This window comes from Mesorhizobium sp. C268A (assembly GCF_040324475.1).
GTDB lineage: Bacteria > Pseudomonadota > Alphaproteobacteria > Rhizobiales > Rhizobiaceae > Mesorhizobium.
In genome coordinates, this window is the sequence record NZ_JAMYVX010000001.1 from 972,972 (window position 1) to 987,303 (window position 14,332).

15 protein-coding genes and 3 tRNA genes are annotated in these 14,332 nt (G+C 63.1%); 12 read left to right on the plus strand and 6 right to left on the minus strand.

Going from position 1 to position 14,332, the window contains the following annotated elements; all coding sequences use genetic code 11:
• Positions 1 to 78: 78 nt before the first annotated feature.
• Entirely contained in the window at positions 79 to 189 is a 111-nt protein-coding gene (locus NKL06_RS04945; RefSeq protein WP_245267157.1) for a hypothetical protein, read from the plus strand.
• Between the two features lie 323 nt (positions 190 to 512).
• Here the strand turns inward: NKL06_RS04945 and NKL06_RS04950 are convergent, their stop codons facing one another.
• Positions 513 to 1,445, minus strand: coding sequence for a dimethylarginine dimethylaminohydrolase family protein (locus NKL06_RS04950; RefSeq protein ID WP_023693913.1), 933 nt, complete (start codon positions 1,443 to 1,445; stop codon positions 513 to 515).
• A 14-nt stretch (positions 1,446 to 1,459) separates the two neighbouring features.
• On the minus strand, positions 1,460 to 3,061 hold the full coding sequence (locus NKL06_RS04955; RefSeq protein WP_031208672.1) for a zinc-binding metallopeptidase family protein: 1,602 nt from the start codon (positions 3,059 to 3,061) through the stop codon (positions 1,460 to 1,462).
• Between the two features lie 83 nt (positions 3,062 to 3,144).
• Here NKL06_RS04955 and NKL06_RS04960 point away from each other — a divergent pair, with 83 nt between their 5' ends.
• The 6 genes from NKL06_RS04960 (at position 3,145) to NKL06_RS04985 (ending at position 8,817) form a co-directional block, all read left to right on the plus strand.
• On the plus strand, positions 3,145 to 4,041 hold the full coding sequence (locus NKL06_RS04960; protein ID WP_023684774.1) for a LysR substrate-binding domain-containing protein: 897 nt from the start codon (positions 3,145 to 3,147) through the stop codon (positions 4,039 to 4,041).
• Between the two features lie 103 nt (positions 4,042 to 4,144).
• Positions 4,145 to 5,236 carry an ABC transporter ATP-binding protein gene (locus NKL06_RS04965; protein WP_023693915.1) on the plus strand — a complete coding sequence of 364 codons (1,092 nt, stop codon included), beginning with the start codon at positions 4,145 to 4,147 and terminating at the stop codon, positions 5,234 to 5,236.
• Between the two features lie 82 nt (positions 5,237 to 5,318).
• Positions 5,319 to 6,434 carry an ABC transporter substrate-binding protein gene (locus NKL06_RS04970; RefSeq protein ID WP_023693916.1) on the plus strand — a complete coding sequence of 372 codons (1,116 nt, stop codon included), beginning with the start codon at positions 5,319 to 5,321 and terminating at the stop codon, positions 6,432 to 6,434.
• Positions 6,435 to 6,455: 21 nt separating this feature from the next.
• The gene (locus tag NKL06_RS04975; RefSeq protein ID WP_023670301.1) at positions 6,456 to 7,289 is read left to right on the plus strand and encodes an ABC transporter permease; all 834 of its coding nucleotides are present in this window, start codon (positions 6,456 to 6,458) and stop codon (positions 7,287 to 7,289) included.
• On the plus strand, positions 7,289 to 8,095 hold the full coding sequence (locus tag NKL06_RS04980) for an ABC transporter permease (RefSeq protein WP_023693917.1): 807 nt from the start codon (positions 7,289 to 7,291) through the stop codon (positions 8,093 to 8,095). The genes NKL06_RS04975 and NKL06_RS04980 overlap by 1 nt, the downstream gene beginning before the upstream one ends.
• A gap of 89 nt (positions 8,096 to 8,184) precedes the next feature.
• Positions 8,185 to 8,817 (plus strand): LysE family translocator, encoded by a 633-nt coding sequence (locus NKL06_RS04985; protein ID WP_023693918.1) that lies wholly within the window; start codon positions 8,185 to 8,187, stop codon positions 8,815 to 8,817.
• 45 nt (positions 8,818 to 8,862) lie between these two features.
• Here NKL06_RS04985 and NKL06_RS04990 read toward each other — a convergent pair whose 3' ends face one another.
• On the minus strand, positions 8,863 to 9,753 hold the full coding sequence (locus NKL06_RS04990) for an alpha/beta fold hydrolase (protein ID WP_023693919.1): 891 nt from the start codon (positions 9,751 to 9,753) through the stop codon (positions 8,863 to 8,865).
• The gene (locus NKL06_RS04995; protein ID WP_031208674.1) at positions 9,753 to 10,088 is read right to left on the minus strand and encodes an antibiotic biosynthesis monooxygenase family protein; all 336 of its coding nucleotides are present in this window, start codon (positions 10,086 to 10,088) and stop codon (positions 9,753 to 9,755) included. The genes NKL06_RS04990 and NKL06_RS04995 overlap by 1 nt, the downstream gene beginning before the upstream one ends.
• A 130-nt stretch (positions 10,089 to 10,218) precedes the next feature.
• On the opposite strand from NKL06_RS04995, the gene NKL06_RS05000 reads away from it, so the two are divergent.
• Together NKL06_RS05000 and NKL06_RS05005 are read left to right on the plus strand one after the other, a co-directional pair.
• Positions 10,219 to 10,292, plus strand: a tRNA-Cys gene (locus NKL06_RS05000).
• Between the two features lie 90 nt (positions 10,293 to 10,382).
• Positions 10,383 to 11,570, plus strand: coding sequence for a helix-turn-helix domain-containing protein (locus tag NKL06_RS05005; RefSeq protein WP_023727784.1), 1,188 nt, complete (start codon positions 10,383 to 10,385; stop codon positions 11,568 to 11,570).
• 38 nt (positions 11,571 to 11,608) lie between these two features.
• On the opposite strand, the gene NKL06_RS05010 is transcribed toward NKL06_RS05005, so the two are convergent.
• Positions 11,609 to 11,685 (minus strand) — tRNA-Arg (locus tag NKL06_RS05010).
• A 60-nt stretch (positions 11,686 to 11,745) separates the two neighbouring features.
• A complete protein-coding gene (locus tag NKL06_RS05015; RefSeq protein ID WP_023670294.1) occupies positions 11,746 to 12,051 on the minus strand; it encodes an ETC complex I subunit in 306 nt (101 codons plus the stop codon).
• A 173-nt stretch (positions 12,052 to 12,224) separates the two neighbouring features.
• Between NKL06_RS05015 and NKL06_RS05020 the strand changes: the two genes are divergently transcribed.
• The 3 genes from NKL06_RS05020 (at position 12,225) to NKL06_RS05030 (ending at position 14,026) form a co-directional block, all read left to right on the plus strand.
• Positions 12,225 to 13,409: a flavin-containing monooxygenase gene (locus NKL06_RS05020; protein ID WP_023693921.1), complete on the plus strand. Its 1,185-nt coding sequence runs from the start codon at positions 12,225 to 12,227 to the stop codon at positions 13,407 to 13,409.
• A 51-nt stretch (positions 13,410 to 13,460) separates the two neighbouring features.
• Positions 13,461 to 13,537, plus strand: a tRNA-Pro gene (locus NKL06_RS05025).
• Positions 13,538 to 13,714: 177 nt separating this feature from the next.
• Positions 13,715 to 14,026: a hypothetical protein gene (locus NKL06_RS05030; protein ID WP_023684765.1), complete on the plus strand. Its 312-nt coding sequence runs from the start codon at positions 13,715 to 13,717 to the stop codon at positions 14,024 to 14,026.
• The last annotated feature ends 306 nt before the right edge of the window (positions 14,027 to 14,332 follow it).

Sequence of the window (14,332 nt, forward strand, 5' to 3'; positions counted from 1 at the left end):
GAATGGCTGATCAATCAGCGCATCCACGTAGCCAATACGGAGATCGAAAACCGCACGAGTTTTGCCGGCCACCAGGCGGTGTTCGAGGCGATCGAGCGCCACGACCCGGAAGCGGCCGGCCAGGCGATGCGCGCGCATCTGGAAAACGCCCGGCGCAAGTTCAATTCAGGGTCGGGAAGACTGGGCTAGCCAGTTGACGCGGCGGCGCTCTGGCGCAAAGCAAAAAGCCCGCCGTTCAAAGCCGGCGGGCTCCCTTCAATCATACAGCGCGATCCGGTCGTCGGTAACCAGGACGACCGAATTTCGGCCTTCAGCGGCTGGTTGCGCTCAGGGGGCGGGCTTCGACGGGTTTGAAGCGACCAGCGATCCGAGTTTGCCGGCTTTGGCCAGACTCGGCTTTTCGTAAGTTTTCTTCACAGAATCCCTCCTTAATAGCATCAATTTCGTCTGCCGGGCCCGTTTTGTCAAATCTGGCAGCAGTCCGTCACAGGTCCCGGCGGCAATTCGTGCCGTTACGCCGGCTCGCGCTTCAGCGCCTGCGCCATGCAGTGAATGCCGCCGCCGGTCTTGGAAATCTCGCTCATGTCGACGGCAGCAACCTCGAAGCCGCGCGCTTTGAGTTGGCCGATCAGCGACTGGCTCGACGTCGGCGCGATCACCCTGTCCTTGCCAAGCGACATGAAGTTGCAGCCGAGCGCCATCGTGTCCTGGAAGGGCACGTCGATGATCTCGTGGCCCTTGCCCTTCAGCCAGTCGACGATGCCGGGCTCGGTGCAGGCGAGACACACCGCGGTGAGTTTTTCGGCGATCGGCACCACCATCAGGTCGATATGGACGTAATATTCGTCGATGAAGGCGAGGCGCGTTTCCCAGCCTTCCTTTTCGAACCAGTCCTGCACCTGCCGGGCGCCCTCTTCCTGCGTGCGGGCGCCGCCGCAGCCGATCAGCACCACGCCCTCCTCGATGACGTTGAAGTCGCCGCCTTCGAAGGTGCCAGCCGTGACCATGTCGTAGATGGGGATGCCGAGCTTTTCATAGGTGCGGATGGCGGCATAGTTCTCGCCGCGCCGCCACCAATTGGCCATGGCGGTGATGAAGGCGCCGTAGGGCGTCATGACGCTGGAGTCTCTGGAATAGACCTGCATCGGCAGTTCCGGCGTCGGCTCGTGCCAGTGGATGTTGACGCCGAAATGCTCGTAGGCGGCGACGAGGTCCTTGTGCTGCGCCTGCGCGATCTGGACGTTGCAGGGCGCTTCGCGCAAATGCTTGCGCGACAGCGAGCTGGTCGAGAGGTGGCGCAGGAAGTTTGGCGAGCCGAGCAACACGTCTGTCAGCACGTCGGTCTCGTTGGCAAAGCCCCATGACGTCAGCGGCTTGGTGCCGCCGGCGGGGTTGCGGCGTTGCAGCGAGAACGGCTCGGCGACGATGCGGTCATGGACGGTCATAAGGTTCTCCTCGATTATGCAGCTTGATTGGGTTGGCTGCTCGGAATCCACCAATCGCGCCCCCGCGCGGTGGTGACATATTCCGGCCAGCGGAAATTGATCGGCGGGTCATAGTCGCAAAGCGGCGCGATCCAGTTGGAGCCACCAATGCCGCCGCCGGTGCGGGTGACGAATTCGTCCATGGCCGCATCGCGCGCGGCCTTGTCCTCGAGCAGGCGGAGGGCTGCAAGCGCAACCGTCTTGGCGGCGCAAATGACCATCGGGTCGATGGTGGCCGAGATACCGCCCAGCGCGTTCATCGCCCAGGATGGATAGGCATGGCCATTCGCCGAGCGCAGCGCCGGGCGGGCGACATAGAAGCGTGCGGTCGGCGTGTGCCACGACATGTCGGTGTAGTCGTCGGAGGTCGAGTTGATCTGCGACGGAGGCAAATCGCGGCGCAGGATTGCCTCGGCCTCTTGCGGCGCAACCAGCCGCTCCATCTCGTCGATGAAAGGGTTGTCGGTCGCGGTGCCGCCGGCATTGACCTGGACCTCGCGACCGATCGCTTTCGCCGCCTCGTCCCAGCTCGGAGCGCCAACGGTGGACAGCGCCTCATAGGCAATCCCCGCCATGGCGTGATTGGCGAGGCCCGGCCTCGACTTCGACACCCAATGGCGCTCATAGCGACAACCGCTGATCGCCGCGGCCGCGGCCGCATTACGGTCGAGCACCGCGGTGACCTGCTCTGCCATGGCAATGGTCGGCACGCGGATCATGTACTGGATCTCGGCCAGCCCCGCCGGCAGATTGTCGGCGGTCGCCTGCCCGGCGGTGAGGATCGCCTCGCTGATCGACCAGCCGCCCTGGTGAGGCAGCATGGAATCGCGCAGCGCCTTGGAGGTCATGTACATCGTCATCAGCGCGTCATTGGCACCGGGCGCCCGCACCGCCGAATGCGCCTGCGGGATCGGCGCGCCATCGCTTGCGCGAACCCAGTTTTCGGGTTCGTCGCAGACAAAACGGTAGATCATCGCGTAGGCCGCGCCGCAATGCGTGTCCCAGCGCGCCGTGTTGCAGAGCGGCAGCATATAGAAGGGGTGGAAGGAGATCATGCCGGCAAGGCCGTCATAGTAGCCCTTGGCCGCATGGATCGGCTTCGAGCCCCTGACCTTCTCGGCCGGCTCGCCGGTGAAGCGCAACGTCCCCTCGATGCCGTGGCGTTGCATTGCCGCCTTGGTGGCGAGAAGTCCGCCGAGGCCGGCAATGCCAAGCCCGGAATGCGGATCGGTGTGGCCGCCGGCCTCGCTGCCGAGGCCCGGCCGCGATCGCTTCACCGTTGCCGCGTCCTGGCAGTTGCCGGGCACGGCGTCGTATTCGCCGTACATGCCGATGGTCGGCCCCGGGCCATTCGTCCAGTGGGCACAAAAGGCGGTCGGCATGCCGGCCGACCCTTCCTCGACCGAAAAGCCCTCATGCTTCAGCCGCGCCACATACCAGGCCGCCGACTGGTATTCGCGCCAGGCGGTTTCCCCGAAATCGAAAATGGCGCGCGTCCACGCCGACAGCGACGGTTGGATGCCATCGAGACAGGCAAGCGCGGTGGCTTGCGCCGAGGTCGTCACCGGTTTCTCCATGCGCCCCAAGAAAGCAGTGAAGCGGCATTGCAAAAAGTGATATGTTTTTCCGGTTCATGCAAATTCGGTTCACCTGAGGCCTCTTGCGAATACCTTCCACACAGGCGTTGCGCGCCCTCGACAGTTTTGCCCGTCACGGCAGTGTCTGGCGCGCAGCCGATGAACTGCATTTGACCCGCAGCGCCGTCAGCCATCAGTTGCGGCTGCTCGAACGCGACCTCGGCTTCGACCTGCTGGAGCGCATCGGCAAGGGCGTGGCGCTGACACCGCGCGGCCAGCGCTATGCCGCCGATGTGAGGAAGGCGCTGACCGTGCTCGGCGATGCGGTAACGCGCCAGGCCGGCACCGGCGTCGGCGGTTCGTTCGCCGTTTCCTGCACGCCGGGCTTCGCCTCTCTGTTTTTATGCACCCACATCGGCGAGTTCCGGCAGATGTATCCAGACGTGGCGCTGTCGATCCTGACGCCGCGGCGGCTGGACGATGTCAGCAATCCGGACGCCGATGCCTTCATTGCCTTCGGCGTCGGCAACTGGCCGAACCGCTCGGTGGAGTTGCTGTGCGAAATCTCGTTCACGCCACTTTGCAGCCCGACACTGCTCAACAAGGTCGGCGGCTTTTCAAAACCGGCCGACGTGCTGCGCGCCAATCTCCTGCATCTCGGCGACACCGAGGACTGGGCGCGCTGGCTGGCGCTGTCCAAGGTGGAAAACCCCGACACCGAAGGCGGCATCTTCTTCTCGGACATGAACCTCGTTTTTTCCGCGGCGATCGCCGGCCAGGGCATCGCCATGGGCGACGAGTTGACCAGCCGCCGGGCGCTGAGCGAAGGCCGTCTGGTGCGCCCCTTCGACATCGCGATCCCCTCGCCGCGCTCGTATTTCCTGGTGTCGGAACATGCCAAGGCCAGCCACCCGGTGCTGGAAGCATTCAATGGCTGGTTGAGGTCGAAGCTGTCGGAGAACCGGATCAGCCCGTACTAGCCTCCCATCCGTGAATCAAATTTGCCGATCAGGCGAAAACTATTCGGTTGCGGTGAGCCGGCGCACTGCCCTACGCTCAAGCCACGATCAAGGAAGAGGCAGGATGCAGCAACCCGGCCGGGCCGCAGAGATCAAGGCAATCGGGATCGGCAAGAGCTTCGGCTCGTTCCGGGCGCTGGACGACCTGACGCTCAATATCGGCCGCGGCGAGTTTTTGACGCTGCTCGGCCCCTCCGGCTCGGGCAAGACCACCTTTCTGATGATCCTGGCAGGCTTCGTGCAACCGACCGCCGGCAAGCTTTTCAGCGACGGTTTCGACATCACCGATCGGCCGGCAGAGCAGCGCGCCGCCGGCATGGTGTTCCAGGGTTATGCGCTGTTTCCGCATATGTCGGTCGAGGCCAACATCGCCTTCCCGCTCAAGGTACGCAAGAAATCGGCTTCCGAGATCAAGCGCCGCGTTGCCGAGATGATCGAGCGCGTCGGCCTCAAGGGCCATGAGACGAAACTGCCGGCGCAGCTTTCCGGCGGCCAGCAGCAGCGCGTGGCGTTGGCCCGCGCTTTGGTGTTCGAACCCGGCGTGCTGCTCCTCGACGAGCCGTTCTCGGCGCTCGACAAGAGCCTGCGCGGCCAGATGCAGGCCGAGATGAAGCGGCTGCATCAGGAGACCGGCACCACCTTCGTCTTCGTCACCCACGACCAGAGCGAGGCGCTGGCGCTGTCGTCGCGCGTCGCCATCTTCAACCACGGAAAATTGCTGCAGGTCGGAGCGCCGGACGAGGTCTACGACCGGCCGGACAACCGCTTCGTCGCCGAGTTCCTTGGCGAGATCAACATGCTGCCGTTGAAGGGGGTCAAGCCCGCCGACAATGGCTCGACGGGCCTCTGCGAGGACCGCGCGGTCAACATGCTCTGCAAGGCCGAGAAAGTCCGTGGCGATGCCATATTGGCGATCCGGCCCGAACATATGTCGATCACGCGCGAAGCCGCCGCCGGCGAGAACGGCATTGCCGCCACCGCCATCGGCTCGACCTATCTGGGTGCGGCGACCAAACTCGATCTGACGACACGCCAGGGCGCCAAGGTGACCGTCTCGGTGCCGAACGAGGTCGCGGCGGCTGCACTCAGCAAAGGCAATTCCGTCTGGCTGACATGGCCGGCGGAAAAGGGTTTCCTCCTTCCGGACGGAGGATGACGACGAGAACGGCGAAGTCTTCCAGCAAAGAATCTGGAGCGCGCCATAACCACCGGAACCAAAACGAAAAAGGGGAACTAAAATGACAAACCAAAGCAAAAAACAAGCCATGGACGGGCTGACCGCCCGGGCTGTGCGCGGCGAGATTTCGCGCCGGCAATTCACCCAGCTTGCAGCCCTCGTGCTGGCCGGCACACCGATGCTGCTGCGCTCGACCGGTGCCTTTGCGCAGGCCAAGGAGCTGGTGCTGGTCAACTGGGGTGGCGATGCCCTCACCGCTTATGACGCCGCCTATGGCCAGGCCTTCACCAAGGAGACCGGCATCGCCGTCAAGATGGACGGTTCGGGCCCGACCGAAGGCGCGATTGCCGCACAGTTCAAGAGCGGCGCGCCGACCTGGGATCTCGTCGATGTCGACCCGTTCTCGGCCATCACGCTCGGCGCGCAGGGTGCGCTCGAGCCGATCGACTACGCCGTCGTCGACAAGAAGAAGATGCGCGAGGGGTTCGGCTGGGAATACGCGGCGTCGACCTATTTCTTCTCCTATGTCATCGCCTATGATTCCGAGAAATACGGCAAGGACGCGCCGACCGGCATGGCCGACTTCTTCGACGTGAAGAAGTTTCCGGGCAAGCGCTCGCTCTACAAATGGGGCGTGTCGAGCTGGGAAGCAGCGCTGCTTGCAGACGGCATCGCGCCGGCCTCGCTCTACCCGCTCGACCTGAAGCGAGCGCATGACAAGATCGCCGCTTTCAAGGAAAACGTCGTGGCTTACTGGGGCGGCGGCGCCGAGAGCCAGAGCGTGCTGCTCAACGGCGAAGCCTCGATGGCGATCGTGTGGTCGACCCGCGCCTCGCTGATCGAGCAGGACTCGGGCGGCAAGATCAAGTTCATCTGGGATCAGGGCCTGATTTCGCCCGGCGCGCTGGCCGTGCTCAAGGGCAACCCCGGCGGCAAGGACGCAGCGATGAAGTTCATCGCCAGCGCCCAGGATCCGCAAAAGCAACTGGTGATGTTCGACAAGCTCGGACAGGGTCCGGCCAATCCGGCCGCCGATGCGCTGATCCCCGCCGACAAGAAGCGCATCAACCCGGTCGATCCCGAAAACATGAAGAAGCAGATCGCGCTCGACATGGACTGGTACGCCAAGAATTACGGGGCAGCACTCGACGAATACACCAAGATCATCTCGGCCTGACCAGGCCGGGCACGAGCTTCGATGAGAGGCACCCTCTCCGACAGGATGGGCGCGGCGGTGCTGATGGCGCCGCTGCTCCTGTTCCTTGTGCTGGCCTACGCCTGGCCGTTCCTCGGCGTCGTCAAGTGGAGCGTCACCTTGCCGACACCGGGGCTCGGCCAGTATGGCGCGCTCGCCACCGATGCCCTGGTGCAGTCTGTGTTCATCCGCACGCTGCGCATCGCGCTGATCGTCACCGTGGTTTCCGTGGCGGCGGCATACGCCATCACCATGGTGTGGGTGCGCGGCAGCCCGGCACAGCGCATAATCGCTGAATTCTGCATTCTCGTCCCCTTCTGGATCTCGGTGCTTACCCGCGCCTTCGGCTGGGTGGCGCTTTTGTCCAACCGCGGCCTGATCAACACCTGGCTGCAATCGATCGGCTTCATCTCCGAGCCGCTGGCGCTGGTGCGCAACGAGTTCGGCGTCATTGTCGGCATGACGCATTTCCTCATTCCCTTCGCGGTGTTCCCGCTGGCCTCCGCCATGCGCAGCCTCGACGAGCGCGTGCTGCTCGCGGCTCGCGGGCTCGGCTCCAGCCGTATGCGCACCTTCTGGACCGTGTTCGTGCCGATGACGCGCTCCGGCATCATCGGTTCGGCGATGATCGTGTTCGTCTTCTCGCTCGGCTTCTTCGTCACGCCGGCGATCCTCGGCGGCGGCCGCAGCGTGATGATCGCCGAGCTGATCTATCTCCGCATCTTCCAGAGTCCCGACTGGGGACTGGGTGCGGCGATCAGCGTCGTGCTGGTGCTGTTCGTCGGCGCGCTCATGGCGCTGCTGTTCCGCTATGTCAGACCGAAGCAACTGATCTGATGCCGACCTATCGCCCCGGTCCCGTCTCCCTGATCCTCGCCGTGCTAGTGGCGCTGTTCCTGCTGCTGCCGCTGTTGGCGGTCATCCCGGTGTCGCTGACGCCAAGCCGCATGCTGGCTATGCCGACGGGCGAACTGTCGCTGCGCCACTACCGCGCGCTGATCGAGGATCCGCGCTGGCTCGACGCCATCCTGCTGTCGATCCGCATCGGCATCGTCAGCAGCGTCATCTCCACCGTGCTGGCGCTGTGCTTCAGCCTTGGCGCCTGGATGTTCCAGCCGCGATTTACCGCCGCCCTTGTCGGCTTCGTGCTGTTGCCGATGGTGGTGCCGCCGGTGGTCTCGGCGATCACGCTCTACTTCCTGCTGACGTCGATCTCGGGCATGAGTTCGTTCTTCGGCTACGACACCTGGCTCGGCGTCGCCATGGCGCATTCGGTGATGACGGTGCCTTTCGCCACGGTGCTGATCCTGGTCTCGCTCAGCCAGCTCGACCGCCGCATCGACCTTGCCGCGCGCGGCCTTGGCGCCGGCGTGTGGGAACGCGCCACGCGCATCATCATGCCCAACATCAAGTTCGGCATCGTCACCGCCGCGCTGCTGTCCTTCGTGCTGTCCTGGGAAGAGATAGGCGTCACCCTGTTCATCACCTCGGTCAACGCCATCACGCTGCCGCGGCTGATGTGGATGGGCCTGCGCGACAACATCGACCCGGCGATCGCCGCGCTCTCGGTGATCCTGATCATCATCACCGTGCTGGTGCTGGCGGTGCGGACTGTGGTGGTTAAGATGCGCGACGGGCACTGAGCCAAGGTGGCCAACAACAATCGGCGATAGCCAAGCCGCTGTGTGAAGGGCGTTACGGACGGTGAGCGCCGGGTACATTACGCGGCGTCATGGGAAACCTGCCGCTGGTGACATTTGCCTTCGTGTCGGTGCTCGGAATGGCGGTTCCGGGACCGGACGTCGTGCTCGCCATCACCAACGGCTCCCGCTACGGTTTTCGACGCGCGTTTCTCGGCATGGCCGGCGTCGTACTGTCTGATTTCGTTCTTATCAGCATCGTCGCGCTGGGCTTCGGCGCTCTTCTGCTGGCTTCGGAATTCTATCTCTGGGCTCTCAGGATGTTCGGCGCGGGCTATCTGCTTTTCGTCGCCATCGGTACCCTGCGCACCGCATCCCGACCTTCGTTCAACCCTAACCTTCCCGAAACACGCCATTCAGCCAAGGCACTCATTGGGCGCTGCTTCCTGGTGGCGGTCACAAATCCGGCGGCCTGGCTGCTTTTCCCCGCGATCCTGCCGCATTTTGTCCGCGTGGATGAGCCGATCGCGATCCAGTATGGCATCCTGGCCATTGTCGCCGCGCTTGCCGATGTGTTTGTGCTGACGTTTTACGCAGCCCTTGGCGCGCGGGCCGCAAGGCTTCTGGCTGGGCCAAACGCCGTGTGGATCGACCGGTTTTACGGTATCGCCCTGCTTGGTCTTTCAAGCACTTTGATCCTGCAATCCCTCGGGCATCTGAGATAGTCGGCACAGGAAAACACAGGGCCGGATTTAGCAATCGGTCCGCCGTCAGCTTGCGAAGAATCTCGACAGCCTTGCAGCCGTGGCTTCGGGGTGCTCTTCCGGGAAGAAATGCCCACCCTTGACCGAGCCGCCTCCGACGTTTTCAGCCCATTGCCGCCAGATCGCCAACGTGCCGCCCTCCTCCGCATACCAGTTCTCCAACCCGCCCTCGCCGCTCCAGAGCGCAAGCAGCGGGCATCTGATGCGACAGCCATCAGCCTGGTCCTGCGCGTCGTGCTCGCGGTCGATGCCTGCGGCGGCGCGATATTCCTCGCAGATGGCGTGGGCATGGGCGGGATCACGCAGCGCCTCGATATAGGCGGCCCTGACCTCAGCGGGAAAAGCATCTGGGGCCGAGCCCCAGCCGGCGATCGCATTGTCGACAACTGCGTCGGGTGCTGCGGACAACAGGCGCTCAGGCAGCGGTTCCGGCTGGGCGAGCAGGCTCCACGACCAGAAGGCCAGCGCCAACCTGGCATCGGCCCGATCCCAGGCGGAGGCCGTGGGGACGATGTCGAGAACGGCGACCTTCGACACGGTTTCGGGATGGTCGAGCGCCAGCCGGTAGGCGACGCGACCGCCACGGTCGTGGCCGGCAACCATGAAACGGTCGAAACCGAGAACGTCCATAACCTGCACCATGTCGCGCGCCATCGCTCGTTTGGAATAGGCGGCATGATCGGCTCCGGAAGCCGGACAACCACTTTGGCCGTAGCCCCTGAGATCGGCGGCAACCACGCTGAAGTTCGGCGCCAATGCCACGGCGATGTCCCGCCACATAACATGCGTTTCGGGAAAGCCATGCAGGAGCAGCAGCGGCGGCCCTGAGCCACCGGCCCTGACGAAGATCGATGTCTCCTCCATTTGAACGGTCCTGGCGTCAAAGCCCGCAAACATCAGCTGCCGCCAACCAGTCCGTGGCTGGAACGGATTCGCAGCACCTGGACACCCTTCGGCAATTCGATCAGGAACTCCTTGTCGCGGTCGAGATGGTGGATGCTTTGCGGATCGCCGCCGGTAAAGGCGGCCATCGCCTCGACGCTCTCCCAATAGGAGATGGTGATGAATTCCGAATGCGTCGGCGTGTCCTCGCGAAAAGTCTGCACGCCAAGCGCTTTCTCGATCAGCGGCTTGATACCAGCCTCGTAATTGTAGCGCTCATAGGCGTCGGCCCTGTCGGGCGAGGTCCTGCCGCGCCAGATGCGCGCAATGGTCGGGGTTTTCGGTGCCATCTGCGACAAACGCCTGAACGCGAGCCGCGTTCCGAACATCTCGACTGGTGGCAGCCGGATCGCGGTCCGAACCTGCGAGCAGAGGCCGGCCAAGTTGACTAGCTGTCGCGGTCAATGCACAAGGAGCCATGGTCTGAGGGCGGGACGGTGACGCATCGGTCTGCAAAACCGACGTAGTGGGTTCAATTCCCACTCAGGCCTCCACACTATCTCTTTGTGCCCTTCCCGAGAGATGGGTGACAGTTCATTCCGGAGACATGGGTTACACTTTCGGCCCTTTGCAAGGAGAGCAAGGTGCCTTGGAAGGAGTGTAACGTCATGGAAGAGCGGCTGAAGTTCATTGCCCGGCTGCTGGACGGCGAGAAGATGGCGGTGCTTTGCCGTGAGTTCGATATCTCGCGCAAGACCGGCTACAAGATCCTCACACGCTACAATGACAGTGGCCTTGAGGGGCTGACGGATCGATCACGCCGACCCTACCGCCACGCCAATCAGCTTCCGTTTCAAATCGAGAAGCTGATTGTGCGCCTCAAGCAAGACAAGCCGACCTGGGGTGCGCCAAAGATACGCGAACGGTTGGCCCGGCTGTATCCTGACGTTCACCGGCCTGCGATCTCGACGGTGCATGCGGTTCTCGACCGCCATGGCCTGGTCGAGCGCCGCAAGCGAAGGCGCAACAGGGCGATGGGAACACCACTTTCAAACGGCTATCGGCCCAACGATCTGTGGTGTGCCGACTACAAAGGCGAGTTCATGCTCGCCGATCGGCGCTATTGCTATCCGCTGACGATCACCGACTTCGCCAGCCGCTATCTCATCGCCTGCGAGGCGTTGTCGACTACCAAGGAAGCCTATGCCTTCACGGTGTTCGAGAGCGTTTTCAAAGAGTTCGGCCTGCCCAGCGCCATCAGGACCGACAACGGCGTTCCCTTTGCCAGCCCAAACGCGCTGTTCAATCTCAGCAAACTGTCGGTCTGGTGGCTGCGCCTGGGCATCGACATCGAGCGCATCCAGCCGGGCTGTCCGCAGCAGAACGGGCGCCATGAGCGCATGCACCTGACTCTCAAGAAGGAAACCACCAAACCGGCTGGCGCCAATTTCCTGCAGCAGCAGGCCAGGTTCGATGACTTCATCAATGAGTTCAACTCAGAACGCCCACATCAGGCGCTCGACATGGCCTGTCCAGCCGAGCGCTACACGCCGTCACCGCGCATCTATGCCGGCCTGCCGGATCTCGATTATCCGTTTCACGACAAGGCCGTCACCGTCACCACCTGCGGCCGCATCTGCTACAATCGCAAGAAGATCAACCTCAGCCTCGTCTTTGCCGGCCAGACCGTCGGCATCAAACAGGTCGAGGACCATATCTGGCTGGCTTCCTTCATGGATTATGATTTGGGCTACTTCGATGATGAGACATGCAGGCTCGAACCACTCCAAAACCCCTTCGGGCCAAAAGTGTTACCCATGTCTCCGATATAAACCGTAACCTATGTGTCCGGAATGGACCTTGAAGTTGTTGGCGATCCCGACAGGATTCGAACCTGTGACCATCGGCTTAGAAGGCCGGTGCTCTATCCAGCTGAGCTACGGGACCGCTGGCCGGCATTTGATATCTTGGCCGGCTGGTGTCTATGTGCGAGGCGCTGACCGCCGGTCAATGCGTCCAGGGTATCCTGCGGTCATAGCGGAAATTTTCCGCATAGGAAATCTGCCGGCGCTTGGTCTCTTTCGGCTCCTCGACACGGAAGGCCAGCCCCTGCTTTTCGGCATAGGCCACCGCTTCTTCCCTGGTGTCGAAGGTCAGCCTGATCTGGCTCAGCATGTCGCCCGATGTGGTGTAGCCCATCAGCGGGTCGATCTTCTTGCGTTGGGCGGGATCGAATTCCAGCACCCAATGGCCGGTCTTGGCCTTGCCGGACTGCATCGCGGTTTTGGCTGGGCTGAAAATACGCGCGGACATGGGCACCTCGTAGCTGCGTTGGCGGTAGCGCCGCCTTATTTCAGTCAATACTGTGCAACACTGCCGACAGCAAGGCCGAAGCGGCCTGCAACCAGGCCGCTTCGGCAGCGGCATCGACTGGATACACTGGCGTAGCATCAAAAGTCATGGTCATGATGGCGACACAAAGAGGCATGGACGCAGGGATTTTGCACGCCGAGGCCGACAGCCAAGCGATTTTCGACGGCGCGATCGTGATCGGCGCCGGGGCAGCCGGCTTGACCGCAGCCCATGCGCTGCTCAAGACCGGCGTGCCTGTGATGGTGTTGGAAAAGGAAGCCCGGCTGGCCGAGCCATGGCACGGGCGGCACGAGCGACTGCATCTCAACACGCATCGCGACCTTTCGGCGCTGCCGGGCGTTTCCTTTCCTGCCGGCACCCCTGCCTTTCCGCACCGAAACACCATCATCGGCCATTTGAACGAATTCCACGCCATGCACCGGCTGCCGGTCGAGTTCGGCATTGCGGTCGAGGAGATTGGCTTCGAGGGCGACCACTGGCTTGTGCGGACCAGTGCCGGGCCGCGGCTGGCGCGCCATGTCGTCATCGCCACCGGGCGCGACCGGCAGCCCTTCATCCCGGCCTGGAAAGGCATGAAGGCCTTTGCCGGACGCATCATCCATTCGGCCGCATTCGGTAACGCCACGGCCTATGCGGGCAAGAAAGTGCTGGTCGTCGGCGCCGGCAATTCCGGCTTCGACGTGCTCAATCACCTGGTGGCAGCCGACGCGGGACAGATCTGGCTGTCGGCGCGCAACGGTCCGGCACTGCTGCCCAAGCGCCTCGGCCAGATCGCCGTCCACCGATTTTCGCCGATCCTGGCGCGGCTGCCGTTCAAGCTCGCCGATGCGGTGATGGCGGCGACGCAACGATGGGCCTTCGGCGACCTCACGGCCTACGGCCTGCCGCCGACGCCTTCGGGCGGCGCAAGCCGGCTGGCGTCGGATTATACCGCCATCGCCACCGATGACGGCGCCGTCGATGCCATCAAGGACCGCAGGATCATCGTGCTGCCAACCGTGCGGGAATTTACCGGCGACACGGTCGTTTTCGACGATGGCGCGACGATCCAGCCCGATATCGTCATCGCCGCGACCGGCTACCGCACCGGGCTCGAGGCCATGCTGGGCAAGCTCGGCGTGCTCGACCAAAAGGGCGTGCCGCTGTTCAACGGCGCCGACAGCGACCCGAAACTGCCGGGCCTGTGGTTCACCGGCATGCGGCCAAGCATCCGCGGCTGCTTCGCCAATGCTCGCATCCAGGCCAAGGCGATCGCAGCCAGGATTGCGCGGGAGCGCAGACCGCCAAGCCCCGTTTGATGTTTTAGGGGTTGCGCGACAGGGTCCGGAACCGTATACGCCGCAGGGCCTCGGAGTGTAGCGCAGCCTGGTAGCGCATCTGGTTTGGGACCAGAGGGTCGGGAGTTCGAATCTCTCCACTCCGACCATTTTTTCCCACAAAGCCAGTCCTTGCCCAAGGTCACTCCCAAGGTCGCCAATGGCTGCCTCGCCGGTAGCGCATGGTGGCACGCATTGCCCAAGCAGCAGCCGCTCGCCGATCGGACCCTACATTGGAACACCAGTTCGCTCCCAGAGTTGTGTATGTTCAACCCAAGGAGCAAACAATGAAAACCCTTCTCATCGCCTCGATGATCGCGTTCGCCGGAACGGCGGCTTTGATCGCACCGGCGCAAGCCGCCAGTCTGACTATCCAGTCCGATGACGACGATCAATATTCGTCCGACGATGGCGATATACAGGTTCTTCGCCATCACCAGCGCCACAAAGACTATAGCGACGACTATGGCGACGACTACAGCGACAACCAGGATGGCCAATGGCGGCGCCACCATCGCCATCACCGCTGCCATATCGAACTGGTCAGGCACTGGCGCCATCACCACAGGGTCGTCGAAGAGGTCAGGGTCTGCGGCTGATCCGATCGCTTTGGACCTGCTCCGGCCGGGTTGGCGGCCGGAGCACCAATCTGACCTAAAGCGCGTCGCATTTGAACGGACTCACGGACGCGCTTGAGGTCTTGTTTGATGCATGTGGTTCTCTCAAAACCGGGGCCACTTGAGCGACATGCATCAGGCGCCCGTGTCATCGAACAGCATCCCTTCGGCGGGTTTGGCTGAAAATCGACGCAGGGATAATCCCCTCGCTTCCACCTCTATCGCCGGTCTAAAAGCGCGTCGCGCTGAAACGTATCTAGGCGACGCGTTTTGATTTTTGTTTTGATG

Excerpts from the sequence above, each read along its gene's own strand:
- NKL06_RS04950 (WP_023693913.1), bottom strand. The coding sequence starts at position 1,445 with ATGACCGTCCATGACCGCATCGTCGCCGAGCCGTTCTCGCTGCAACGC.
- NKL06_RS04955 (WP_031208672.1), bottom strand. The coding sequence starts at position 3,061 with ATGGAGAAACCGGTGACGACCTCGGCGCAAGCCACCGCGCTTGCCTGT.
- NKL06_RS04965 (WP_023693915.1), top strand. The coding sequence starts at position 4,145 with ATGCAGCAACCCGGCCGGGCCGCAGAGATCAAGGCAATCGGGATCGGC.
- NKL06_RS04970 (WP_023693916.1), top strand. The coding sequence starts at position 5,319 with ATGACAAACCAAAGCAAAAAACAAGCCATGGACGGGCTGACCGCCCGG.
- NKL06_RS04975 (WP_023670301.1), top strand. The coding sequence starts at position 6,456 with ATGAGAGGCACCCTCTCCGACAGGATGGGCGCGGCGGTGCTGATGGCG.
- NKL06_RS04980 (WP_023693917.1), top strand. The coding sequence starts at position 7,289 with ATGCCGACCTATCGCCCCGGTCCCGTCTCCCTGATCCTCGCCGTGCTA.
- NKL06_RS04985 (WP_023693918.1), top strand. The coding sequence starts at position 8,185 with ATGGGAAACCTGCCGCTGGTGACATTTGCCTTCGTGTCGGTGCTCGGA.
- NKL06_RS04990 (WP_023693919.1), bottom strand. The coding sequence starts at position 9,753 with ATGTTTGCGGGCTTTGACGCCAGGACCGTTCAAATGGAGGAGACATCG.
- NKL06_RS04995 (WP_031208674.1), bottom strand. The coding sequence starts at position 10,088 with ATGGCACCGAAAACCCCGACCATTGCGCGCATCTGGCGCGGCAGGACC.
- NKL06_RS05015 (WP_023670294.1), bottom strand. The coding sequence starts at position 12,051 with ATGTCCGCGCGTATTTTCAGCCCAGCCAAAACCGCGATGCAGTCCGGC.
- NKL06_RS05020 (WP_023693921.1), top strand. The coding sequence starts at position 12,225 with ATGGACGCAGGGATTTTGCACGCCGAGGCCGACAGCCAAGCGATTTTC.
- NKL06_RS05030 (WP_023684765.1), top strand. The coding sequence starts at position 13,715 with ATGAAAACCCTTCTCATCGCCTCGATGATCGCGTTCGCCGGAACGGCG.